We start from the raw sequence: 23,556 nt of genomic DNA, 5'->3' as shown, positions 1-23,556 counted from the left end.
GAGGTGGGGGCCTTCTTCGTTTGCCTTCCCGATAGCGCGCCCCACCGCATTGCGGTGGGGCGCTTCGCCGTGCCCGGCATTCTTCGGTGCACACGGCAAGGGGCCGCGACCTGATTCGGTCGCGGCCCCTGCCGTCTGCTTAGACGTACGGGCCGTCGAGGTGTTCGCCGGCGTGTTGGCGATACCAGAGGCCTCGGTAGCAGCGCCACGGTTGCGGGCGAAGCTGCGTCGGCGCGAAGATCTGCTCCAGGAGGCGCCTCGCTTCGAGGAAGAAGTCGAGGCGTTCGTCCGGGGCGGCCACGTGCTGCGAGTCGTCCACGGGGCTTTCGGCCGGGAGGATCGTCAGGGAAGGCCACATGGTGGTCTGCTCCGCGAGGGGCAGAAGCCACGCGCGCATCTCGTCGAGCGGTTCGCTGCCCACGGTGTAGGTGAACGAAGTGCGGTGTCCCGCTTCGCGGGCCGCCGCGAGGATCTCGGAGAGACGCTCGGACTGCTGGTTCGCCGCGGGCGTCAGCGGGTCGGCCGCCGCCGCGTCTACGGGGACCGACGGTTCGGCTTCGGTCGCGGGCGTGTCGTCCTCGAAGGTCTCCGTGGTCAGGAAGAACAGGACCGGGCCGACCTTCGCCGCGAGCTCGGCGAACGCGGACTGGCTGCGGAGCGCCGGCGTCAGGACCCCGAGGGTCGTCGACTCGGGCATGCCCTCGCCGGTCATCGCCTCGCGGACGGCCGCGAGGTGCTCGACCACGAGCGCCTCGTCGTGGACGCCGCCGGCGGAGAGGGTGACCTCGTCGAACACGTGCTGCTCGCCGTCGTCGGCCAGGTCGGAGGCCAAGGCCTGCAACAGGTCGCGGTAGCACTTCACCAGTTCGGTGGAATCTATGCCGGTCTGCAGGAGCAGCGTCGCGGCCGTGCCGTCGGCGCGGAGGTAGCCGCGGACCTCTTCGCCGGGTTCGGCTTCGATGATCTCGGCGACCGGTGTGCCGTCGACGCACAGCTCGCTCAGGCCGTGCTGCGGCGAGGAGGGGTCGACGTGGGCGCGAAGGCTGAACGGCGACGTGGCGCGGTCAGCGGGCAGGACCAGCATGAACTCCTCGTCTTCGGAGTTCAGCCGCAGGCGCATGCCCTCGGTGTTGTTTCCGCGCAGACCGTAGAGGTTCAGCGCGATCAGTAGGAGTTCACTCCACTCGAGGTTGTGCCGGACGGCGAGGCGCCGCCAACGGTGCACCGTCGATGAGATCGGCCCGGCTGAGTCAGCAGGCTGTGTCGGCTCTTCCATGACCAGTTCCGATCTTTCCTCTCGTCCCCACCGCGGAAACTCCACGGTACAAGAGACTTGGCCGTACCGGTGGACGCGGTCCACCTCTATGCTAAGGGGGCCGGGGGACAAAAGCACCTGTCGTGAGCATCGGCACGCGGTTGGAGTCCCGAGGAATCCCGCGGCCGCTGCTCTGCTGCCCCCGTTGAAGTGCCCCCAGCGATCTGGAGTCGGGAATGACCGATGCCGTCGGCCCATCCGGGGCCTCGTCCCCGCGAGCCCAAGGGCGTGTTCTCAAGGCGGTGGCGAAGACCTGGCCCGCGTTCATCGCCGGCGCCGTCGAAGGGCGCGCGCGGGAGCTCATCGACGAGGACCGGTACGACGAGGCGGCCGCGGTCTTGGAGCAGGGCGTCGAGCGGTACGGGCCTGAGTCGGTCTCGCAACTGCTGCTCGCGTGGTGCCTACACCTGTCCGATCGCCAAGAGGCCGCGCTCGAGTGGTCGGAGCGGGCGGTCGAGGAGGAGCCGGAGAACGCCGACGCGCATTGGATGCTGGCGAACGTCCTGTTCGAGCTGGGGCGGGCGGACGAGGGTGCGCAGTCGCTGTGGCGGGCCATAGCGTTGACGCCCGACAACGGTCGGTACTACATGCAGTTGGCCTGGTGCCGATACCGGGATCTGGAGTTCGCCAAGACCCGCGAGCTGGTGGAGCAGGCGCTGGAGCGGGCGCCCGACGACGCGTGGGTCCAGCACACGGCCGGGCGGATCTACGACCACCACCTTCGGTTCCGGCTCGCCCAGGCGCATTACGAGCGGGCGCTCGAACTCGAACCCGGGGACGAGGCGGTGCGGCGCGACCTCGCCGAGGTCCTGCAGGCCCGCGGGCGGTTGAGTTCGGGCGTGAGCGTCGCTTGGGAGACCGCGAACGCGGCCGGCGACGGCGGGGGCCCGTACGTGTCGACGCTGTACGACGTGACGCTGCGGCGCTGGACGTGGCGCTGGTATGAGTGGACCCTGCGGGCGGCTCTGGTGCTCAACGTCATCGACTGGATCGCCCCGACGCCGATGCCGGGCAGCGCAGTGCTCTCGGGGGCGCTGGTGGCGGGGTACGCGGTCGCCTGGGCGCGGTCGCTGTTCGAACTGCCGCCGCAGTGCCGACGGGACCTGGTCGCCGAGGGCCGGCGAGGACAGCTCGCGGGGGCGCTGGCGCGGACGGCGCTGGTGCTCGGCGGGATCGTCCTGGTGCTGCTCGGTGAGCTGACCGCATTGCAGCATCTGGGGATCCTGGCGCTCGTCATCGGCGGGTACGCCGAGTGGTACTGGCGGGCCGCGCAGATCTCCGGGAAGCGCGTGATCGGCGGCATCGGGGCCTAGGCGGGCGGCTTCGGCCCGGTCGCCACTAGCCGCGCGGCAAGGTAGGCTACGAGGCGTTCGCCGAAAGCGCTCCGGACCTGCGGTTCGGGGCGTTCCGATCTCCCGGGCGGGCCGTTCTCCGGCCCGCCGGGCGCGCAGAAGGAGTCTCCGTGGTCGATCAGGGTGTGGTCTGTTCGGTCGATCCGCTCGTCAGCGGCATCGGCCGCGACGTGCTCGAGAACGGCGGCAACGCCGTCGACGCCGCGATCGCGGCGGGTGCGGCCCTCACGGTGGTCGCCCCGCACCTGTGCGGGCTCGGCGGCGACCTGTTCGCGCTGGTCCACGTGCCCGGCGAGGCGACCCCGGCCTCCCTGAACGCCTCAGGTCGCGCCGGTTCCGGCGCTGACCCGGAGGGGCTGCGCGCCGAGGGGCACCGCGTGATGCCGTTCCGGAACGACTTGCGCTCCACCACGATCCCCGGTTGCGTCGACGGCTGGTTCGCGCTGCACGAGCGGTACGGGACCCGGCCGATGGACGAACTGCTCGCGCCCGCGATCGCGCTGGCGTCGGGCGGGTGGCCCGCGACGGCGATGCTCGCGAACGCCGGGCGGACCCTGGAAGGGGTCGCCGGCGCCGAGGACCTGGTGGGACTCGAAGCCGGAGCGACGGTGAAGCGCGAGCGGACCGCCGCCGCGCTGCGCGCGACCGCCGAAGGCGGGCGGGACGGGTTCTACCTGGGCGACTTCGGGCAGGGCCTGATCGAGCTCGGCAAGGGGCTCTTCACCGAGGCCGACTTGGCTGCGTCCCAAGCGGGCTGGGAGGCGCCGTTGAGCGCCGAGGCGTTCGGGCACCGGGTCTGGGCCGCGGCGCCGAACTCGCAGGGCTACCTGCTGCTGCTCGCGCTGGCGATCGCGGACCGGCTCGACCTCCCGGCGGACGCGGGCGACCCGCTGTGGGCGCACTACCTGGTGGAGGCCTCGCGGCAGGCCGGGCACGACCGGCCGGAGCGGCTGTTCGAGGGCGCGGACGTCTCGGACCTGCTGGCCGCGGCCGCGGAGCGGGCGGCGCGGATCAGTCCCGAGCGGAAGACCGAGGTGCCGGTCCAGCAGGCCGCCGGCGGGACGACGTACATGGCGGTGCTGGACGGGAACGGCATGGGCGTGTCCTACATCCAGTCGAACGCGGCCGGGTTCGGGACGCGGCTGTTCGAGCCGCGGACGGGGATCGGTCTGCAGAACCGGGGGACCGGGTTCAGCCTGGAGCCGGGGCACCCGGCGGAGTTCGGGCCGGGGAGGCGTCCGCCGCACACGCTCGTGCCCGCGTTGGTGACACGGGCCGACGGGTCGTTGCGGCTGGTGGCCGGGACGATGGGCGGCGATTCGCAACCGCAGATCGTGGGGCAGCTGATCGCTCGTGTGCTCCACAGTGGCGAGCCGGTCGATATGGCGATGCGTGCGCCGCGGTGGCGCCTGCACCCGGGTGAGACCGGGTTCGGGACCTGGAGCGGGGTGTACGACATCGATGTGGAGCTCGAGTCCGGCGCGCCGGAGGCGTGGAGCGCGGGGCTCGCCGAGCGGGGGCACGCGGTGGCGTGGTCGGCGGCCGGGAGCGGTTTCGGTCACGCGCATCTGATCGAGGTGGATGAGGAGGGCCGCGCCGAGGGCGCGGCCGACCCGAGGGCCGAGACGGGGACCGTGGCGGTGGCGCCGAACTAGCGGCGGGGCCGGATCCCGGAATCGGGTGTGTCGGTTCCCCGGTTCCCCCGGTTCAACGATGGTCCGGGCGTGGGACGGCTGTGGGGCGTTGCGGTCCCCGGGGCCGGGTGTGCCGGAATTGCGGCGCCCCCGGCTTCGATGGTGCATCGAGGGTGCGACAACGGTGAGCGGGCAGGCCGGACCGGCTTGATAATCGGTGCGGTGTGCGGTGTGCGGTGTGCGGTGTGCGGTGTGCGGTGTGCGGTGTGCGGTGTGCGGTGTGCGGTGTGCGGTGTGCGGTGTGCGGTGTGCGGTGTGCGGTGTGCGGTGTGCGGTGTGCGGTGTGCGGTACCCCAACGCTCCCCTCGGCTGCGGCAGCGCCGCACGGGAGGGCGAGACCGGTTGCGCAGTAGGAGGCGGGGCGCGCTGGCGGGGCGCTCCTCGACCGGTTGTCGGTGCTTGGTTGTACGGTCGGGTGCGTCACCCAGCTTTGTCGAGAGGACCGGATCAGTGCCTGAGTCGTTGCGGCTTGTCGATGCGCGGCGGATCGCCCTTGCCGCGCAATTGCGGCCCAAGGCCACCCGTTTCAAGACCGTCCTCGAACGGCTCGGGTGCATCCAGCTCGACACCATCTCCGCGGTGCGCCGTGCCCACGAGCTCACGCTGCTCGCCCGGAACCTCGACGTCGCCGAGGCTGTGCGCAGCCTCGACCGCCGTCCCCGCCCCGTCGCCTTCGAGTACTGGGCCCACGCCATGTCGCTCCTTCCCGTCTCCGCCTGGCCCTACCTCGCCCGGCGTCGCAAGGCCTGGCGCGAGCGCTACAGCGACGACTCCCTGGCCGTCGCCGAAGCCGAGGTCCTGGCCCTCCTCGCCGACCGCGGCGCGATCACCGTCTCGGACTTCCCCTCCGGTGCCATGCACCGGAACCAGGGCACCGGCAACATGGGCGACAGCTGGAACTTCCGCACCGACCACAAGCAGGCCGTCGAGCGCCTGCTCTGGTTCGGCGAGGTCGCCTGCACCCACCGCATCGGCTTCAAGCGCGTCTACCAGCTCGCCGAACGCGCCATCCCGGCCGAGCACCTGTGGGACGCCGACGACGAGGCATGCCTGCGCTACATGGTGACCACCGCGCTGCGCAACCTCGGCGTGGGCACCTCCAAGGACATCGCCGACTACTTCCGCCTGAAGATCGCCGACGCCGAGCGCGTGCTGCGCGAACTCGAGATCGAGCAGGTGGCCGTCGAAGGCTGGAAGGGCCGCACCTGGATCGACCCGCAGGTGCGCCGGTCGCGCGTCACCGGCGCCGAGCGGGCCGTGCCGGTGTCGATGTTCGACCAGCTGGTGTGGCTGCGCGAGCGCATGGAGCGGCTGTGGGGCCACGGCTGGAAGATCGAGATCTACGTGCCCGAGCCCCTGCGGACCTTCGGCTACTACTGCCTGCCGATCTTCGTCGGCGACGACCTGCCGGGCCGCGTCGCCCTGCGCCGCAGCAACGGCGACCTGGTGGTCGAGGCCGCCCAGTGGGACGACGCCCGCGCCGACCGCGAGCACTTGCACGCCGCCGTCGAACGCGCCGCCTCCTGGGTCGGCGCCGAAGTCCGCTGGAAGGCCGAGGTCGAGGGCCCCACCGAAGACCCCGTCTGACGCGAGGAGGGCCCTCCTCGCGGAAGGCCCTCGACGCTGTTCAGTTATGGCTCTGTCAGCTCGTGACGAGCGTCAGGCCCCAGGCGCTCAGGGCCGGACCGATCGGCTGGAAGTAGGTCGTCCCGCCGGTGCGGCAGTTGCCCGAGCCGCCCGAGGTCATGCCCTGGGCGCTGTTGCCGGAGATGAACGAGCCGCCCGAGTCGCCGGGTTCGGCGCACACGTTGGTGCGGGTCATGCCGTAGACGGCGCCTTCGGCGTACCGCACGGTCTGGTTGAAGGCCTGCACGGTCCCGCAGTGCCAGCCGGTGGTCGAACCGGAGCGGCAGATGGAGGAGCCGACCGCGGCGGTGTTCGCGTTGGCGACGTCACGGGTGCCGGAGTACATGTTCACGTCGTCCAGGAGCTGCTCGCCGGAGCCGACTGCGACCCAGGCACGGTCGGCTCCGGGGAAGACCGAGTTGCGGAAGGTGCCCGGGGCGGCCTCGCCGCTGGTCACCCTGTTGCCTGCGTCGCCGCAGTGGCCCGCGGTGACGAAGCCCGGAGTCGAGCCCTGTCGGACGGAGAACCCGACCGAGCAGCGCCAGGAGTTCTCGATGATGTAGCTGTCGCCGCCGCGCACGAAGTACGTCTGGGGCGCTTCGGCCTCCGCGTCGACCGTGACGAGCGACGGGTCGATCCCGGCGGCCTCGATGAGGTCGGCCGCGACGGTCTCGTCGGCGGCCTCGATCACCAGGGTGTTCGCGACGACGTCGATGTAGTTGCCGTAGTAGCCCTCCACGTCGACGGGGTTGATCGCGGCCGCGGCCGCTTCGAGGGCGGCCAGGTCGTGCTCGACCAGGACGGGGGTCGCGCCCTCGGCGCGGAGGCCGGTGGCCTCGGCCGCGTCGGTGGTGGCGACGTAGATCTCGTCGGCGTCCTCCGAGACCCACAGGCCCGCATAGGAGTCGTCGAGCGAGTCGGGGACCTCTTCGAGGAGCGCCGCGGCGACGGACTCGACCGCGAGGCGGTCGTAGGCCTCGGACTCGGTGAGGCCGAAGGTGTCCTGGAGTTCGTCGAGGAGTCCGGGGGAGACGTTGCCGGTCAGTTCGGCGCGGGCCTCGTCGGCCTTGGCGTCGAGGATCTCGGCCGAGGCGGGTGCCGCCCCGGCTGCGAGCGTGAGAGCGGTGGCGATGGCGCTTGCAGCGGTGACTGCGAGCACGCGTTGGCGTTTCATGTGAGGTGTGCCTTTCGGGTGAGGGCATCGACAGTCGACGGGGAGGCGACTGCCACGGCAGGCCGGTGCCGCCCGCTGGTTGCGGACGACGCCGAGATGATGGTGAGCCATGCCATACATGGAGACTAGGGGCAAACGGGAAAAAGCGAAAGATGCAAATAATTCACTGAATAACAGGCTAAGTGGTGTGTAGTTTCAGGAATGTCAAGAGGCTTGTGAATTCACAGAATTCCGGATGAAAAGGGGCGCTGCCGCGATCGCGGCAGCGCCCCTTTCGTCATCGGTCCTCAGCGGAACGCCTCGGCGTGCTCGGCGGCCCATTCCGCGAAGCTCCGCGCCGGGCGTCCGGTGACCGCTTCGACCGTGCCGACCACGGTCTTCCCCTCCTCGGGGGTGTTGCCGAGCGCCTCGGTGAGGAAGGCGATCATGTCCGGGCCCATACCCTCGCTGCTCCACTTCTCGTGGGCCTCTTCGACGGTGAGTTCGACGAACTCCAGCTCGCGGCCGATCGCCTCGCCGAGGATCGCCACCTTCTCCTTGATCGGGACGGCCTCCGGGCCGGTGAGCAGGAGGGTCTCGCCGTCGTGGCCGCCTTCGAGCAGGACCTTCGCGGCCACCGCCCCGATGTCGGCGGGGTGGATCATCGCGCTGACGCGGTCGCCGAAGGGCTCGCGGATCCTGCCCTCGGACTTGATCGCGCCGGCCCACCACATCAACGTGTTCGACATGAACTCGACCGGGTGGAGGAAGGTCGTCTCGATGCCGCCGGCGGTGAGGGCCTGTTCGAGCAGGCCTTCGGCGCGGCCGCCGAGGACGGTGGCGCGGCGGACGCCGGCGGCTTCGGCGAGGGCGACGATGGTGTCGGCGTCGGTGAGGGGCGCGTACTGCTCACCGGCGAAGTTGATGAAGTGGACGGCGTCGACGTCCTTGAACGCCTCGGTCAGGGTCTCGGGCGAGGCGAGGTCGCCGACGGCGATCTCGACGCCTTCGGGCAGGGCCGCTTCGGGATTGCGGGTCAGGGCGCGGAGCCGGACGGTCGGGTCGAGGGCGATGAGCTGCTCGATGACGTTGCGGCCGACGGTGCCGGTGGCTCCGGTGATGAGCACGCGCATGGGTTCTCCTCAGAAGAAAAATCGGAACGGAATGACTTGTTCCAACAATAGCAGAGCGGAATGATCTATTCCAGTAGGGGGCGAGATTTTCTGGCGGCGGTGTGAGGGGCCGGTGAGGTGCGGAGGGCGGCGAGCGGTGAGACGACCGGGCCCACGGGGCCGGGCTGGCATCGGGCGTCCCGCGATGCCAGCGTGGCCCGTGGGGACGAGACCGGGGGCAGGTGACGATGCCTCGGGGGTCGGCCGAGCTGAAGGATCGCGTCAGCCTGGTGCGGCGCGACTACTCCCGCGGGTCGCCCGCGGTGACCAGGCCGGTCTCGTAGGCGCAGATGACCGCTTGGGCGCGGTCGCGCAGGCCCAGCTTCGCGAAGACCTTGCCCACGTGCGTCTTCACCGTCTGCTCGGACACGAACAGCGCCTCCGCGATCTCCGGGTTCGACAGGCCGCGCGCGATCAGGCGCAGGACCTCCTCCTCGCGGGGCGTCAGCTCGTCCAGTCTCGCCGACCGCGTCAAAGCGGGCCGCGCCTTGAAGGACTGCTCGATGAGCCGCCGCGTCACCGACGGCGCCAGCAGCGCGTCACCGGCCGCCACCACCCGCACCGCCGCGATGAGGTCGCCCGGCGGGGCGTCCTTCAGCAGGAACCCACTGGCGCCCATGCGAAGCGCCTCGTACACGTAGTCGTCGAGGTCGAACGTCGTCAGCATGAGCACCCGCGGCCGGCGCTCTTCCGGCGTCGACAGGATCCGCTTCGCCGCCTCCAGGCCGTCCATGGTCGGCATCCGCACGTCCATGAGCACCACGTCCGGACGCAGCCGCGACGTCTCGGTCACCGCCGCCACGCCGTCGGCGGCGTCGCCGACCACGTCGAGGTCCTCCTGCGCGTTCAGCAGCGCCGCGAACCCCGCCCGGACCATGGCCTGGTCGTCGGCGATGAGCACCTTGATCGTCACGGGGACTCCTCGATGGTCGAACGGTCGTCGATCGGCAGCGACGCGTGCACGCGGAAGCCGCCGCCGGCGGTCGGGCCGGTCTCCAACGCCCCGCCGTCGAGCGCGACGCGCTCGCGCATCCCCACCAGGCCGAACCCCGGCGACGTCGCGCCGTCCTCGACATGCGCCGACGCGGACTTCTCCGGGGACGGTCCGTTCACCACCGTAACGGTGACCTTGCGGCCCCTGGCGGCGACCACGACCGCGGTCGACGCGCCCGGTGCGTGCCGCACCACGTTGCTCAGCGCCTCCTGCACGATCCGGAACACGGTGAGCGCCACCGTCTCCGGCAGGTCCTCCGGCAGCTCGCCGACCTTCAGCGACACCGGCGTCCCGGTCCGGTCCACGGACTCGGCCAGGCTCCGCAGCGCCTCCGGGCCCGGCTGCGGTTCCCGCGCGCCCGCCTCGTCCTCGCTGCGCAGCACCCCGAGCAGCCGCCGCATCTCCGCGAGCGACTCCCGCGCCTGGTCGCTGATCGACCGGAACTCCGCCCGCGCCTCCTCGCTCAAGTCGGCGATTCGATACTCCGCAGTGGACGCCTGCACGGTGATCACCGACATGTGGTGGGCCACGATGTCATGCAGTTCCCTGGCGATCCGGGTGCGTTCCTCGAGGAGGCGCCGGCGGTGCCGCTCGGATTCGGCGACCTGTTCCTCCTCCGCGACCCGGGCCCGGGCCTGCCGCCGGATCCGGATCAGCAGGCCCACCAGGAACGCCAGCGCGCCGAGCAGCGTGCCGAGCGTGAGACTGTCGGTCGCGATGCTGGAACTGGGGAGCGGGGCCCAGGCGGGCTGCGGATCGAACGCCCTCACCCTGGACGCCCACACCGTGACCATGCCCGCCAGGAAGAGCGAGCACCAGGCGAGGACGCCGAGCAGCGCCCTCCGGTCGCGGCCGAGCGCGAACAGCACCACCAGGGCGGCGAGCAGGTTCGGGGCCGTCAGCGGCCACGGCGCCCAACTTGGGAGGGAGGCGAACAGGAACGTCACCGCGAACGACGCCATGACCAGCAGCCAGGCCTCGAAGGGCCGGAAGCGGGCGAGGACCACGGCGATGCCGGTGGCCGCGGCGGGCAGCGCGGACCAGCCGATCCCGTAGTCGACGAGGAGCGAGTGCCGCTCGATCAGGAACAGCGCCAGCGCGAACGGCACCGAGCCGGGCCCGACGATCGCGAGGGTGGTGGTGAAGCGCCAGCGCCAGGAGGCGCTGCCGAGCGGCGCGGCGGCGATCAGGTACGTGATCGCGGCGCGGGCGTGGTTCGGCTTCCTGGTCTCGGGCTTCACGGTCCTAACCTATGCCGCCCCCGGCATGCGCGCCCTCACTCTGCGGTACGGGCCCCGAGGGCGCGTCTCACCCCTGGGTGTGAGGCGCGATTCCACGCCTCGGCTTGAGGGAAGGGGACTTCCCGGAACTTACCGTTCGCCGCATGAGACGAGAGTTGTTCCGAACGCGCGCAGCCGAAGTGACCGCCATGGCCGGAGTCGCGGCCGGCCAGGCGGGCTTCGCCGTGATGCACCTGACCCAGTCGGACACGGTGGACCCGGTCGCGACGCCGGTCTCCAGCTACGCCGTGACCTGGCCGGGGGTCCTCCTGTTCCCCGCCTCGGTCCTGAGCCTGGCCCTGGCCTGCGCGATCCTCGCCGGGCGCGGGGTCGGGCTGGCGCGCGAGGGCTGCATCCGGTTCCTGCTGGGCGCCACGGCCGTCATGCTGGTCGGCGCGGCCGTGTTCCGGACCGGCACGCCCGAGTCGGGCCTCACATGGTGGGCGCAGGTCCACCGCTACACCGCGGGTGCGGCGTTCGTGATGCTCACGGTGGTGGCCGCGTTGTGCGCGGTGCGCATGAAGGACGCCGACGTGCCCGAGTGGGTGCGGCGGGGGACCTGGTGGGTGACCGCGCTGGCGGCGTCGACGTTCCTGACGACGACGGTGAACACGTTCCTGCCGGCGTTCCTGGACGGCGGCGACTGGCGCGGGGCCGGGCAGCGCGTGCTGCTGGTGGTGCTGTCGGCGCTGGTGTGGATGCTGATCGCGAATTCGGCCCGGGTCGGCGTGCGGACGGCCGAACCCGTTCGCGTTCCCGCGCTCCCCGCGACCGGTCCCGCGGTTGCGGCGACGAATGCCGAAGCCGGCGTTCCCGCGTTCGCCGGAGCGCGGTCGTGAAGGGCCTCAAGGGTCTCCGGGGGCGGTTGGCCCGCGCCAGGATGTCCCTCGGGGGCTGCCGCGAACTGCGGCGGGTCGCGGAGGACTGCTCGCCGTTCCGTCGCAGCGATGAGGAGCCGCGGGGGCCGGGCTTCGGCAGTTGGTTCTAGCCGGGCATCGCCGTTGAAGCGTTCGGGTCGGCGGCGTCGGTCGGTCAGGCAGGTCGACCGGCCCGGGTCTTCTCGCGGAGCCTCGGCCGGAACCCGTGGCGCTAGATGCCTTCCGCGTACTGTTCGAAGGCGTCCACGCCGCCTTGGAACAGGCTCAGCGCCTCGTCGAGCTGCTCCTTCGCCTGCTGCCACTGCGCCAGGGCCTCGCCGGGAAGGGGACTGCCGGTGTCCTGTGTGGCGGCCGTGCCGGCGCCGATGGCGGCGTCGGCCTGGGACTGGGCGCCGCCGACCGCGCCCATCGCCTCCTGGATCTGCTCGATCGCGCCTTGGATCTGCGACTTGATCTCCGCTGTGCTCGTCACGCGCCGACTCCTCGCCTCGGGAATGCTCGTCCACCGCTCACCGTAGTCGACTCGGCACTCGCGGGCGGTGTCGCTGCGGATGTTTAAGGCACCTGACTGATAAGGTCGTGTCTTCGGTTTCGACGCATGGCATCAGGGGGAGAGCGGATGAGTGGGACCACCACGCGGAGTTCACGGGCCGAGGCGACGCGGGAAGCGCTCCTGGACGCCGCGGAGCGGCTCTTCGCCGAGCACGGGGTCGCGGCGGTCTCGGCCCGCCAGATCTCCGAGGCCGCCGGGCAGGGCAACAACACCGCCGTCGGCTACCACTTCGGCTCGAAGACCGATGTCGTGCGGGCGATCGTGCATCGCCACACGGCGTCGATCGAGCGCCTCCGGACCGAGCGGGTCGAGTCGATCGGCGACTCGCCGGGGCTGCGCGAGTGGGTCGAGTGCTTCATCTTCCCCGTGGTGGATCACCTTGGCGCCCTGGGCGATCCGACTTGGTTCGCGCGCTTCACCGCGCAGGTGCTCACCGATCCCGCGCTCCGCCCGATTCTGGAGGACGGCGACCTGAAGTCGCCGTCGCTGCAGCGCATCCGGGCCGGGGTCGACGAGTGCCTCGTCCACCTGCCCCGAGCGGTGCGGCAGGAACGCGACCAGATGGTCCGCGAGCTCATGGTCGTCGCTCCGGCCGTCCGCGAGGTCTCGCTCGCTTCGGGGCTGCGGACGGCCCGCGACAGCTGGCACGATGCCGGAGCCGGCATGGTCGACGCCGTCGTCGGCCTGTTCCTCGCCGAGGTCACCGAGCCGAAGCACCGGCGCCCGGAGCAGGAGCGTCAGGCGCGCCAGTAGGCCATGGCGTGCAGGCGGTCCTTGGGGACGCCGATCTCCTTGCGGGCGAAGGCGCTCAGCGCCCGGGTCGACTTGGCCTCGCACGCGATCCAGCAGTAGATCCGGGCCGGGTCCTTCGCCAGGTCGGGGAGTTCGCCGCGGACCCGCTGCACCAGCGTCTCGCCGGCGCCGCCGCGCGGGATCCGCTTGAGGTCGTGCCGGTCGGTGGTCCTGAAGGGGAGCGCGTCGTCGTCGGCGGTCTCGAACCAGATCGTCGCCGGGGTCTCGGGGAAGGCGTCGAGCAGGGAGTTGATCGCCGGGAGCGAGGCGGCGTCGCCGACGATGAGGAGGCGTTCCGGGGCCGGATCGAGGGGTTCGAAGCCGGTGCCGTAGACGGTGGCCTGGATGGTCTCGCCCGGCTCGGCCCGCCGGGACCAGTCGCTCGCGACGCCGTCGTGGAGCGCGAATTCGACGGCGAAGGCGCCGGTTTCGACGTCGGGGTCGACGATCGTGTAGGCGCGCTGGTGGGGCTTGCCGGCGTCGTCGAACCAGAGCCGGATCCACATCGTGGGGTGGACGCCGAGTTCGGCGAGGAGGCCGCCGTCGGTGAACCTCAGGCGTCGATAGTGCTCGGCGACCTGTTCCGCGCCCGTGACGGTGAACGTGAAGTCCTTGGCGCGCAGCAGTTTCAGCACCGCGCCCTCCCAGCCGTGACCCATCCCGGTCCTACTTTCGCTCGAGGGAACATGAGGGATCATTCGATTAGGTTAGACTAACCTAACTATGAGCTTCGAGTGCTACCGGGACGCGTGGGGCATCCCCCATCTGCGGGCGCCCGACCCCCTGTCCCTCGCCTTCGCCCAAGGCCGGAACGCCGCCGCCGACCGCGCCTGGCAGCTCGAGACGCTCCGGCGGCGCGCCACCGGCACGGCGTCCGCGCTCCTCGGCGGCGAATGGCGGCACTGGGACCGGCTGGTGCGGCAGGTCGGCGTCCCCACCGCGGCGAGGTCGGTCCTCGACGGGCTCGATCCGGCCACCGCCGAGTGGGTCCGCGCCTACGTGGCCGGCGTCAACGCGGCCCTCCCCGAGGCCGCGGCCGCCGCGCCCGAGTTCGACTCGGCCCCGGGCCCCTGGGAACCGTGGACGCCCCTGGCGGTCTGGTACGCCGAGCACCTGCTCTTCGGGTCCGGGTTCCCCGCCAAACTCTGGCGCGAGCGGGTCGCCGCGCACCTCGGCGAGGACGCGGTCGCCCGGTTCGCCATGGACGGGCCCGAACCCGTCGGCTCGAACGGCTGGCTCGTCGACGGGAGCCTGACCGCCACGGGACACCCGATCCTCGCCGGGGACCCCCACCGCTTCCTGCAACTGCCCGGCGCTTACCAGCAGATCCGGCTCGCCTGCACCGCGAACGGTCCCGACGGGTTCGACGTCGTCGGCCTCGCCATGCCCGGCATCCCCGGCATCGCCCATTTCGGTCACACCGGCGGCGTCGCGTGGGGCATCACCAACGCCATGGCCGACACCCAGGACCTCTTCCTGGAGCGCTTGCGCCGCAACGACGACGGTTCGATCGAGGCCTTCGGTCCCGACGGCTGGGAGCCCGCCGCCTCGCGCACCGAGACCATCGAAGTCGCCGGAGGCGCCCCGGCGACGATCGAGGTCGTCACCACCGCCCGCGGCCCGATCGTCGCCGAGGACGCCGACGGGGCGCTCAGCCTCCGCGGCCCCCTCCAGGTCCGATCCGACCTCGGGTTCGCCGCGCTGCCGAAACTGCTCCGGGCCCGCACCGTCGCCGACGTCGACGCCGCCCTCGACGGCTGGGTCTCACCCGTGAACGTCGTCATGGCCGCCGACACCGCCGGAGGCCTCCTGCACCGGGCCGCGGGACGCGTGCCCGAACGGGACGCCGCCAACCGCGTCCGACCGGTCCCCGCCTGGGAACCGCGTTACGCCTGGCGCGGTTGGCGACCCATGCCCCGCGGCCGCGTCGACCGCCTCGCGGCCATGGCCAACGACCGCGGCGTCGCCGCACCCCTCGGCGTCGAGTTCTGCCCGCCGCACCGCGCCGACCGCATCCGCGAACTGCTCGAGACCCGAACCGACTGGGCCGCCGCGGACATGGCCTCGATCCACACCGACACGTTCCTGCCATCGGCCGGAATCCTGCTCGATCGGCTCCCCCGGCTCGACCTCGGCGGTCCCGCCGCGAGGCTGCGGGACCGGCTCCTCGCCTGGGACCGCCGCATGGACGCCGACAGCACCGACGCCGCCGCCTTCGCCGCCGTGCGCACCGCGTTCATCCGCAACCTCGCCGAACTGCCGGTCTTCGCGCCGCTCGCCGACCCCTCCGGGCACCCCGCGATCTTCGCCCCCTGGCTCGCGCTCTCGCCCCGCATCGGCTTCGCCCTGGGGCCCTTGCTCGACAGCGACCTGATCGACGCCGAGGAGCAGGACGCCGCACTCACCGCCGCCCTTGCCGACGCGGCCGCCCGGGCACCCGTCACGTGGGGCGAGGTCCACCGGCTCGTCCCGTGGCGCGACGTCCCCGGAGAGGAGCCCGAGGCGCTGGCGGGCGTCGCCGGCGACGCCGACTGCGTGCTCGCCACCTCCGGCGTCCCCGGCGTCACCGAGACGTTCCTGCGCGGGCCAGCCGCCCGCTGGGTCTGGGACCTGGCCGACCGCGAGCAGAGCCGATGGATCGTCCCCTTCGGAGCCTCGGGCGTCCCCGGGCCCCACTTCCGCGACCAGTTCCCGCTCTGGCGGCGCGGCGAACTCGTCCCCGTCGTCACCGATTGGCAGCAACTGCATGAGGAGCACCGCATGATCGACCGCCCCGCCGTCTTCGAGCGAACCGCGGAGGACTTCGGCCGCGTCGCCATCGTCCCCGTCAGGCCCGTCGAGGACCTCGACCTCATCTACGGCTGGGTCACCGAGGAACGGGCCCGGTTCTGGGGCATGACCGCGCATTCGCGCGAGAAGGTCCTGGAGATCTATGAGTTCCTCGACTCGCTGGACACCCACCACGCGTTCCTCATCCTGCGCGACGGCGAGCCGATCGCCCTGTTCCAGACCTACGAACCCGACGCCGACCCCGTGGGCGAGTGCTACGCGTTCGAGCCCGGCGACATCGGCGCCCACCTGCTGATCGCCTCGTCGCGAGGGAACGCGCAGGCCGGATTCACCGGCGCGCTCATGCGCGTGATCACCGCCTATCTCTTCGACGACCCGAAGCACCTGCGGGTCGTCGCCGAGCCCGACTCCCGGAACGAGCAGGCCGCGGCCCGCCTGCGCCGCACCGGGTTCACGCTCGGCCCCGAGGTCCGGCTCCCCGACAAGACCGCCCGCCTGGCGTTCCTGCGCCGCGAGGACGTGCCCGCCGAGCTGACCTGAGCCCTGCTCGGCAGAGCGGCCCCGGCGGTGCCGGGGCCGCTTCCCGCGTTCGGCGGCAATGCGTTTCACGGCTTGACCCGATCTCGTTCGCACCCCTAGCCTGTGGTGGCCGGCGCTCGCGACGATCATCGGCTCGCACCCGGTCGAGCAGGGCCGCTGCGGGTCGCGAAGCGGCCGGCTCGAGCGACAGACAGGAACGATGTGACGAACGACGGCGTCTACCGCAACCCGGTGCTCAACGCGGACTGGTCCGACCCCGACGCGATCCGCGTCGGCGGCGACTTCTACATGACCGCCTCCAGCTTCCACCGCGTACCGGGCCTGCCCCTCCTGCGCAGCCGCGACCTCGTGCACTGGACCCTGATCGGCCACGCGCTCGATCGGCTGGCGCCCGAGGCGGACTTCCGGACCCCGCAGCGCGGCGGCGGCGTGTGGGCCCCGGCGATCCGCCACCACGCGGGCCGGTACTGGATCGTCTACCCCGATCCCGACCGCGGCCTGTTCGTCACCAGCGCCGAGCACCCGGAAGACCAGTGGACGCGACCGCATCTGCTCAAGGGCGGCAAGGGGCTCATCGACCCGTGTCCCCTGTGGGCCGACGACGGATCGGCGTACCTGGTGCACGGTTGGGCCAAGAGCCGCTCCGGGATCTGCAACCGCCTCACCGTGCACCGCATGAGCGAGGACGCCGCCGAACTCCTCGACGAGGGAACCGTGGCGATCGACGGCGACGCGCTGCCGGGCTACCGCACCCTCGAAGGCCCGAAGTTCTACCAGCGCGACGGCTGGTACTGGATCTTCGCGCCCGCGGGCGGTGTGGCCGAAGGCTGGCAGTCGGTCTTCCGCTCCCGCGACCCCTTCGGGCCCTACGAGGGGCGCATCGTCCTCGAACAGGGCGACACCGACGTGAACGGCCCGCACCAGGGCGCGTGGGTGACCACTGAGGACGGATCGGACTGGTTCCTGCACTTCCAGGACCGAGGCCCGTTCGGGCGCGTAGTGCACCTCCAGCCGATGCGCTGGAGCGAGGACGGCTGGCCCGAGATCGGCGACCGGGGGACCCCGGTCGCCACTGGGAACGTCCCCGTGCCCGGCGGCACCGCGACCGAGCCGCCGGAGGACTTCGCCGACGGAATCGGTCCCCAGTGGAGCTGGCAGGCCAATCCCGAACCGCACTGGGCCGCCGCCGGACCGCGCCTGCGCCTCGCCTGCGTCGACACCGGCACTGCGGACCTGCGGCACCTGCCGAACCTGCTCGGGCGGCGCCTGCCCGGCGATCCGTGCCGGGTGACCACCGCGCTTCGCCTGGACGGCGCCGAGCCCGGCGCGCGCGCGGGGCTCGCCGTCGTCGGCGAGACCTATGCCTGGATCGGCCTGGAGCGCCACGAGAACGGCATCGCACTCGTGCACCGAACCGCCGACGACGGCGTCGAGGCGGACGCCGCTCACGCGATCGCGGTCGACGACCGGCCGGTGACCCTGGGCGTCGATGTCGACGCCGAAGGCCGGTGCCGGTTCTTCACCGGGACGCCGCCGCGTCCGGTCGGGCCGCCGTTCCAGGCCACCGCCGGCGCCTGGGTCGGGGCCGCCCTCGGCCTGTTCGCCATCGGGAACGGCAGGGACGGGACCGGGGAGTTCGACGCCGTGCGGATCAGTGCCCACAACGGGAGCGCCGACGGACGCTGAGCGCCGCTCGCTGCACGCCTCGCCCACCCCGGCGGCATGACCCATGTGGACACGGAGGGGACCTCTCGCCGTTTGGACTGCACCGGCTGAAGGGTCCCGGATCCGCCATGCGGCTCGGCGCGACGCGCTGCAGGGCCCGTCCGGGGCCGTTCGATGGCACGATGAGGCGGGCGGGACCGGATCGCGGCCCCGGAACCGAAGGAGACGTGCGATGACGCACCAGCATCCCGCTCGCGACGAGGCGATCGACGGCCCCGGCCAGGGGACCCTCTCCGTCGCCGCCGTCCTCGCCGAGACCGCCCGCCGCCGCCCCGACGCCCCCGCCATCTATTTCATGGACCAGACCATCACCTATGGGGCCCTGTGGGACCAGACCCGCGCCTACGCCGGCGCGCTCGCCGCCCGCGGCATCGGGTCCGGCTCGCGCGTGGCGATGCTCGTGCCGAACGTGCCCGACTTCCCGCGCGTCTACTACGCCGCGCTCGCGCTCGGGGCCGTCGTGGTCCCGATCCACCTGCTGTTCAAGACCGACGAGATCCGGTTCGTCCTCGAAGACGCCGACGTCGACCTGCTCGTGGCCGCCGCGCCGCTCCTGGCCGAGGCGGCTCCGGCCGCCGCCCTGGCCGGCGTCCCGCTCGTCACCGTCCTCGCGCCCGAAGGCCTCGAAGCCGACGGCCGCCCGCTCCCGCGTCTGGAGGCCGAAGCCGCCGCGGCCGAACCGATCCGCCGCCACGCCGCGGTCCACCCGCTCGCCGCGGTCAACATCCTCTACACCTCCGGCACCACCGGCACGCCCAAAGGCGCGGTCGGCTCGCACCTGGCGATGGTCGAGCAGGTCCACACCTGGCTGCTCGACGCGTGCGAGTACCGGCCCGACGACGTGCTCTACGGCGGGCTGCCGTTCTTCCACTCCTTCGGGCAGACCGTGGTCCTCAACGCCGGGTTCCGCCGCGGCGCGGCGATCATCCTGCTGCCCCGGTTCGACCCCGACGAGGCGCTGGCCCTGCTCGTGCGGCACCGGGCCACCGTGTTCGCGGCCGTGCCGACGAACTACGCCGCACTGGTCGAGGCGGCCGAGCGCGCGCCCGACCGGCCGCCCCTGCGGTGCGCGATCTCCGGCGGCGCGGCGCTGCCGACGGCCCTGCTGGAGGCGTTCGAAGACGTCTTCGGCGCGCAGGTCCACGAAGGCTACGGCCTGACCGAGACCTCCCCGGTGTGCACCTTCAACGACCTGGACGAGCCGATCCGGCCCGGCACGGTCGGCAAGCCCATCTGGGGCGTGGACGTCGCGGTCGCCGATCCCGAGGTGGAGGGCCGGATCGAGCTGATCGAGGAGCCCGGCGCGCCGGGGGAGATCGTGGTGCGCGGCCACAATCTCATGAAGGGCTACCTCGGGCGCCCCGACGCCACCGCCGCGGCCGTGGTCGACGGCTGGTTCCGCACCGGCGATCTGGGCACTGTGGACGAGTCGGGCGTGGTCCGGATCGTGGACCGCAAGAAGGACATGATCATCCGCAACGGCTACAACGTCTATCCGACCGAGGTGGAGGCCGTGCTCACCCGCCACCCCGCCGTCTCGATCGCGGCGGTCTTCGGCGTGCCGCACGAGACGCACGGCCAGGAGGTGCACGCCGCGGTCGTCCCGGCCCGGGGCGCCCAGATCGATCCGGCCGAGGTCGTCGCGTTCATGAAGGCGAAGGTCGCCGCCTACAAGTACCCACGCGTCGTCCACGTGGTCGAGTCGCTCCCGCTGGGGCCGAGCGGGAAGATCCTCAAGCGCGAACTCGTGCGGCTCCACGGCGGCTAGCCGCGTGTGAGGAGGCCCATACCCGCTTATTGATGCACTCAGTGCATCGTTGCATCTAGTGTAATCGGTATGGCCTCGACACCCGATCCCGTCGACCGCCGCGCGGCCCTCAAGGCGAAGAGCCGCCGGGCGATCCTCGACGCCGCCGCCGGCCTCATGCAGCGGCGGCGCGGCACCGACTTCTCCGTGGACGAGCTGGCCGCCGCCGCCGACGTCTCCCGCCGCACCGTCTTCAACCACTTCGCGTCCCTGGAGGACGTGGCCACCGAGGTCGCCGGGGAGATGCTCAACGAGATCGTCGACCGCATGCAGGCCCAGGCCGCCAGCGCGCCGCCCGACACCGTCCTCGCCGACCTCGTCGCGACCGCCGCCGCCGACCAGCTCGTGCCGGTCGTCGCCGAACTCGTCGGCCTGCTCGGCGTCGGCTCGTCCGAGTCGGACCACCGCGAGGCCGTGCTCATGCAGCGCGCCTTCACGCTCTTCACCGAGCGCATGTCCGCGGCGATGACCCGGCGCCACCCCGCGGTCGACGCGCTCGCCGTCGAACTGCTCGTCGCCGCCTTCTGCGGCGGCGTCCTCGCCTTCGTCCGCACCTGGATGGCCGAGACCGGCGCGGTCGACACGCCCGAGTCCCGGCGCGCCTGGGACGACTACACCGCGCGGCTCACCGCCGTCCTGCGCGAACCCGCCTGATTCCCGCCGGGCACGCGCCCGGCATCCGTTCCATCTGCAAGCCATACGAACCGGAGGCCGCCATGGCTGAGTTCCTGTACCGCGTCGGGCGCTGGTGCGCGCGACGCGCCAAAACGGTGATCGCCGCATGGGTCGCGGTGCTCGCGGCCGCGGCCGCCGCGTACGTCCTCTTCGGAGGGGCGTTCGCGACCACGCTGTCCATTCCCGGCACGCCGACCGAGGAGGTCACCGACCACCTCGCCGAGGAGCTTCCCGAGGCCTCGGGCGGCACCGGCAGCGTCGTCCTCAGCACCGAGGACGGCACGCCGTTCACCGACGACCAGAAGACCGCGATCGCGGCGCTGATCGCCGAGGCGGGCGAGGTCGACGGGGTCGAGACGGTCGTCGACCCGTTCGCCACCGAGGCGCAGCGCGACGAGCAGCAGGCGCAGATCGACGAGGGCCGCGCCCAGATCGAAGCCGGTCTGGCCCAGATCGACGAGGGCCGGACGCAGATCGAGACCGCCCGCGAGCAGCTCGCCCAGTCCCAGGCGCAGCTCGACGCCGCCCGCGAGCAGGCCGGGGACTCGCCCGAACTCGCCGCGCAGCAGGCGCAGCTCGACGCCGCCGCCGCCCAGCTCGACGCGCAGGAGGCCGAACTCGAAGCGAACGCCGCCGAACTCGAGGCCCAGTCGATCCCGCTCGAGCAGAGCGCGACCCTGCTCGAGCACGCCGCCGACGCCGGCGTCGTCTCCGCGGACGGGAGCGCCGCGATCGTCACCGTCGCCTTCACCGACACGCAGATGGAGGTCACCCCCGAGACCAAGAAGGCCGTGGCCGACGTCTTCGACGACTCCCCCGTCGAGGGCGTGGAGGTCGACTACTCCTCCGAGATGCTCGACGCCGTGCCCGCGATCGCCGGGGTCAGCGAGGTGATCGGCCTCGTCGTCGCCGGCATCGTCCTCCTCCTGCTGCTCGGCACCGTCCTCGGCGCGGCCCTGCCGCTGGCGACCGCCCTGGTCGCCGTCGGCATCGGCGCGCTCGCGAGCATGTCGCTGTCGGGCGCGGTCGAGATGACCTCCGTGACGCCGATCCTCGGCCTCATGCTCGGCCTCGCCGTCGGCATCGACTACTCGCTGTTCATCGTCAACCGGCACCGCCGCCAGCTCAAGGACGGCCACGACCTCGACGAGTCGATCGCGCTCGCCACGGGCACCTCGGGCAACGCGGTGGTCTTCGCGGGCGCCACGGTCCTCATCGCCTTGCTGGCGTTGAACATCACCGGCATCCCGTTCCTCGGGCTCATGGGCTCGATCGGCGCGTTCTGCGTCGCCTGCGCGGTGGTCGTCGCCGTCACCTTCGTTCCGGCGCTGCTCCGGCTGGCCGGACTCAAGATCCTCGGCAAGCGCGAGCGGGCCGCCCGCGACGCACACGAGAGCCTCGTGCGCAGGACGGCCCCGAAGCCGATGCGCACCGGTCGCGCGGTCCTGCGGGTCCTCGTCGGCATCGGCGCCCTCGTGGCGGTCGCGCTGCCGTCGATGGACCTGCGCCTCAACCTGCCCGACGGCTCCTCCGAGCAGCACGACACCACGCAGTACCAGGCGTACGCCACCATCGCCGAGCGCTTCGGCGAGGGCCAGAACGGTTCGCTGCTCGTCGTCGCCGACCTCCCCGAGAGCCCCGACGAGGCCGGCTCGCTCGCCGCCCAGGTCGCCGTGACCGAGGCCGTGGCCGCCGAAGAGGACGTGGTCGCCGTGGCCCCCATCGGCGTCTCCGAGGACCGCACCACCATGGCCTTCCAGGTGATCCCCGAGCACGGGCCCACCAGCGAGTCCACTCAGGAACTCGTGCACGCGCTGCGGGACCTGTCCGTGGACGGCGTCGAGTCGATCGGCGTCGCGGGCTCGGCCAGCGGCAACATCGACATCTCCGAGATCCTCGCCGACGCGCTGCCGGTCTACCTCGCCGTCGTCGTGGGGCTGTCGCTGATCATCCTGATCCTGGTGTTCCGCTCGATCCTCGTGCCGGTGCTGGCGACGCTGGGCTTCATCCTCAGCTACTTCGCGGCCCTCGGCGGGGTCGTCGCGATCTACCAGTGGGGCTGGCTGGGCGACGTCTTCGGCGTCGAATCGCCCGGGCCGATCCTGAACTTCCTGCCGACCCTGCTCGTCGGCATCCTGTTCGGACTCGCGATGGACTACATGCTGTTCATCGGCTCGGGGATGCGCGAGGCGTACGCGCACGGCGTCCCGGCCCGCCTGGCCGTCGTCCACGGCGTGCGCGCCGGCCGCTCGGTGGTCACGGCCGCCGCGATCATCATGATCGCCGTCTTCGGCGGCTTCGTGTTCTCCCACTCGACGATGATCCGGCCCATCGGGTTCGCGCTCGCCTTCGGCGTGCTCGTGGACGCGTTCCTGGTGCGGATGCTCATCATCCCGGCGCTGATGCACCTCGTCGGCGACAAGGCCTGGTGGTTCCCGAAGTGGCTCGACCGGATCCTCCCGGACGTGGACGTGGAGGGCGCGGCCCTGGAACGCCGCCATCCGCACCACGAAGGCGCGGAAGCGAAGTGAGCGAGGCGTCCCCTCGCCGGCCCGGGCCGGCGAGGGGACGCCCTCGACGCGTCGGCGGTCCGAGAGGCGTCCGTGGCCCGGTTCATAGGCCGCACGCGGCCGCGAGCGTAAAATCCGGGGCGGCGTCCCGCCCGCGGGCGGGGGCCGTGACCGAAGGAGTTCCCCGATCAGTTCCGACACCGACCGCCTGGTCGCGTTCAGCACCCAACTTCGCAGTGTCCACCAGCGCCTCCGCCAGGCGCTCGATCTGGCCCGCCGCTCGATCGACGGCGAGTTCGCCGACGAGGCCGGGCAGGACCTGCTCCTCTTCTGCCGCGGATTCTGCTCCGCGCTCAGCGGCCACCACCGCAGCGAGGACGGCGGCCTGTTCCCGCAGATCGTCGCCGAACACCCCGAACTCGAACCCGTGATCGCCAACCTCATGAGCGACCACAACATGCTCGAGCACCTGATCGGCGGGCTCAGCGCGGACATGGACGCCGACGCCGACCCGGAGGACCTCCACCGCCACCTCGACGGCATCGGCGCGGTGATGGAGACGCACTTCGGCTACGAGGAGCGCCGACTCCTCACGGTCCTCGACGCCCTCGCCCTGGACGGCGAACCGACCGACCTCCTCGGCGACCTCGCCTAACGCGTCGCAGAGACCTCGACCCCGTTCAGGACCGGGCCGGAGACC

18 protein-coding genes are annotated in these 23,556 nt (G+C 72.0%); 11 read left to right on the top strand and 7 right to left on the bottom strand.

Annotated elements, in window-relative coordinates; all coding sequences use genetic code 11:
- Window positions 1–139: 139 nt before the first annotated feature.
- Complete coding sequence (locus K3N28_RS21505; protein ID WP_228094814.1) at window positions 140–1,276, bottom strand: hypothetical protein; 1,137 nt, start codon at window positions 1,274–1,276, stop codon at window positions 140–142.
- A gap of 281 nt (window positions 1,277–1,557) precedes the next feature.
- Between K3N28_RS21505 and K3N28_RS21500 the strand changes: the two genes are divergently transcribed.
- From K3N28_RS21500 to K3N28_RS21490, 3 genes are all read left to right on the top strand, one after another.
- On the top strand, window positions 1,558–2,628 hold the full coding sequence (locus K3N28_RS21500) for a tetratricopeptide repeat protein (RefSeq protein ID WP_228094813.1): 1,071 nt from the start codon (window positions 1,558–1,560) through the stop codon (window positions 2,626–2,628).
- Window positions 2,629–2,777: 149 nt separating this feature from the next.
- A complete protein-coding gene (locus tag K3N28_RS21495; RefSeq protein WP_228094812.1) occupies window positions 2,778–4,322 on the top strand; it encodes a gamma-glutamyltransferase family protein in 1,545 nt (514 codons plus the stop codon).
- Window positions 4,323–4,811: 489 nt separating this feature from the next.
- Complete coding sequence (locus K3N28_RS21490) at window positions 4,812–5,948, top strand: DNA glycosylase AlkZ-like family protein (protein WP_228094811.1); 1,137 nt, start codon at window positions 4,812–4,814, stop codon at window positions 5,946–5,948.
- Between the two features lie 55 nt (window positions 5,949–6,003).
- On the opposite strand, the gene K3N28_RS21485 is transcribed toward K3N28_RS21490, so the two are convergent.
- The 4 genes from K3N28_RS21485 to K3N28_RS21470 form a co-directional block, all read right to left on the bottom strand.
- Window positions 6,004–7,161 carry a S1 family peptidase gene (locus K3N28_RS21485; RefSeq protein WP_228094810.1) on the bottom strand — a complete coding sequence of 386 codons (1,158 nt, stop codon included), beginning with the start codon at window positions 7,159–7,161 and terminating at the stop codon, window positions 6,004–6,006.
- A gap of 287 nt (window positions 7,162–7,448) precedes the next feature.
- A complete protein-coding gene (locus K3N28_RS21480) occupies window positions 7,449–8,273 on the bottom strand; it encodes an NAD(P)H-binding protein (protein ID WP_228094809.1) in 825 nt (274 codons plus the stop codon).
- Between the two features lie 280 nt (window positions 8,274–8,553).
- Window positions 8,554–9,225: a response regulator transcription factor gene (locus K3N28_RS21475; protein ID WP_228094808.1), complete on the bottom strand. Its 672-nt coding sequence runs from the start codon at window positions 9,223–9,225 to the stop codon at window positions 8,554–8,556.
- Window positions 9,222–10,547, bottom strand: coding sequence for a sensor histidine kinase (locus K3N28_RS21470; protein ID WP_228094807.1), 1,326 nt, complete (start codon window positions 10,545–10,547; stop codon window positions 9,222–9,224). Before K3N28_RS21470 ends, K3N28_RS21475 begins: the two co-directional genes overlap by 4 nt.
- Before the next feature lie 143 nt (window positions 10,548–10,690).
- Here K3N28_RS21470 and K3N28_RS21465 point away from each other — a divergent pair, with 143 nt between their 5' ends.
- On the top strand, window positions 10,691–11,425 hold the full coding sequence (locus tag K3N28_RS21465) for a DUF998 domain-containing protein (RefSeq protein WP_228094806.1): 735 nt from the start codon (window positions 10,691–10,693) through the stop codon (window positions 11,423–11,425).
- 250 nt (window positions 11,426–11,675) lie between these two features.
- On the opposite strand, the gene K3N28_RS21460 is transcribed toward K3N28_RS21465, so the two are convergent.
- Window positions 11,676–11,936 (bottom strand): hypothetical protein, encoded by a 261-nt coding sequence (locus K3N28_RS21460; RefSeq protein WP_228094805.1) that lies wholly within the window; start codon window positions 11,934–11,936, stop codon window positions 11,676–11,678.
- Window positions 11,937–12,083: 147 nt separating this feature from the next.
- Here K3N28_RS21460 and K3N28_RS21455 point away from each other — a divergent pair, with 147 nt between their 5' ends.
- Entirely contained in the window at window positions 12,084–12,770 is a 687-nt protein-coding gene (locus K3N28_RS21455) for a TetR/AcrR family transcriptional regulator (RefSeq protein WP_228094804.1), read from the top strand.
- Here K3N28_RS21455 and K3N28_RS21450 read toward each other — a convergent pair.
- A complete protein-coding gene (locus tag K3N28_RS21450) occupies window positions 12,755–13,468 on the bottom strand; it encodes a siderophore-interacting protein (RefSeq protein WP_228094803.1) in 714 nt (237 codons plus the stop codon). The two genes, K3N28_RS21455 and K3N28_RS21450, sit on opposite strands and share 16 nt — an antisense overlap.
- A 64-nt stretch (window positions 13,469–13,532) precedes the next feature.
- On the opposite strand from K3N28_RS21450, the gene K3N28_RS21445 reads away from it, so the two are divergent.
- The 6 genes from K3N28_RS21445 to K3N28_RS21420 all read left to right on the top strand — a co-directional run bounded on the left by K3N28_RS21445 (window position 13,533) and on the right by K3N28_RS21420 (window position 23,511).
- Window positions 13,533–16,139 (top strand): GNAT family N-acetyltransferase, encoded by a 2,607-nt coding sequence (locus tag K3N28_RS21445; protein ID WP_228094802.1) that lies wholly within the window; start codon window positions 13,533–13,535, stop codon window positions 16,137–16,139.
- 201 nt (window positions 16,140–16,340) lie between these two features.
- On the top strand, window positions 16,341–17,825 hold the full coding sequence (locus tag K3N28_RS21440) for a glycoside hydrolase 43 family protein (protein ID WP_228094801.1): 1,485 nt from the start codon (window positions 16,341–16,343) through the stop codon (window positions 17,823–17,825).
- 211 nt (window positions 17,826–18,036) lie between these two features.
- Window positions 18,037–19,632, top strand: coding sequence for a long-chain fatty acid--CoA ligase (locus K3N28_RS21435; protein ID WP_228094800.1), 1,596 nt, complete (start codon window positions 18,037–18,039; stop codon window positions 19,630–19,632).
- A gap of 69 nt (window positions 19,633–19,701) precedes the next feature.
- Complete coding sequence (locus tag K3N28_RS21430; protein WP_228094799.1) at window positions 19,702–20,325, top strand: TetR/AcrR family transcriptional regulator; 624 nt, start codon at window positions 19,702–19,704, stop codon at window positions 20,323–20,325.
- A gap of 62 nt (window positions 20,326–20,387) precedes the next feature.
- On the top strand, window positions 20,388–22,877 hold the full coding sequence (locus K3N28_RS21425) for an MMPL family transporter (protein WP_228094798.1): 2,490 nt from the start codon (window positions 20,388–20,390) through the stop codon (window positions 22,875–22,877).
- Between the two features lie 112 nt (window positions 22,878–22,989).
- The gene (locus tag K3N28_RS21420) at window positions 22,990–23,511 is read left to right on the top strand and encodes a hemerythrin domain-containing protein (RefSeq protein WP_308062209.1); all 522 of its coding nucleotides are present in this window, start codon (window positions 22,990–22,992) and stop codon (window positions 23,509–23,511) included.
- Window positions 23,512–23,556 lie beyond the last annotated feature (45 nt).

Origin of the sequence: Glycomyces sp. TRM65418 (assembly GCF_019710475.1) — a bacterium.
In the GTDB taxonomy this organism is placed as follows: Bacteria; Actinomycetota; Actinomycetes; order Mycobacteriales; family Micromonosporaceae; genus Glycomyces.
This window is presented reverse-complemented; position numbering and strand designations above follow the sequence as displayed.

Coding starts and splice junctions, on each gene's coding strand:
- K3N28_RS21505 (WP_228094814.1), bottom strand. CDS start 1,276: ATGGAAGAGCCGACACAGCCTGCTGACTCAGCCGGGCCGATCTCATCG.
- K3N28_RS21485 (WP_228094810.1), bottom strand. CDS start 7,161: ATGAAACGCCAACGCGTGCTCGCAGTCACCGCTGCAAGCGCCATCGCC.
- K3N28_RS21480 (WP_228094809.1), bottom strand. CDS start 8,273: ATGCGCGTGCTCATCACCGGAGCCACCGGCACCGTCGGCCGCAACGTC.
- K3N28_RS21465 (WP_228094806.1), top strand. CDS start 10,691: ATGAGACGAGAGTTGTTCCGAACGCGCGCAGCCGAAGTGACCGCCATG.
- K3N28_RS21455 (WP_228094804.1), top strand. CDS start 12,084: ATGAGTGGGACCACCACGCGGAGTTCACGGGCCGAGGCGACGCGGGAA.
- K3N28_RS21450 (WP_228094803.1), bottom strand. CDS start 13,468: ATGGGTCACGGCTGGGAGGGCGCGGTGCTGAAACTGCTGCGCGCCAAG.
- K3N28_RS21445 (WP_228094802.1), top strand. CDS start 13,533: ATGAGCTTCGAGTGCTACCGGGACGCGTGGGGCATCCCCCATCTGCGG.
- K3N28_RS21435 (WP_228094800.1), top strand. CDS start 18,037: ATGACGCACCAGCATCCCGCTCGCGACGAGGCGATCGACGGCCCCGGC.
- K3N28_RS21430 (WP_228094799.1), top strand. CDS start 19,702: ATGGCCTCGACACCCGATCCCGTCGACCGCCGCGCGGCCCTCAAGGCG.
- K3N28_RS21425 (WP_228094798.1), top strand. CDS start 20,388: ATGGCTGAGTTCCTGTACCGCGTCGGGCGCTGGTGCGCGCGACGCGCC.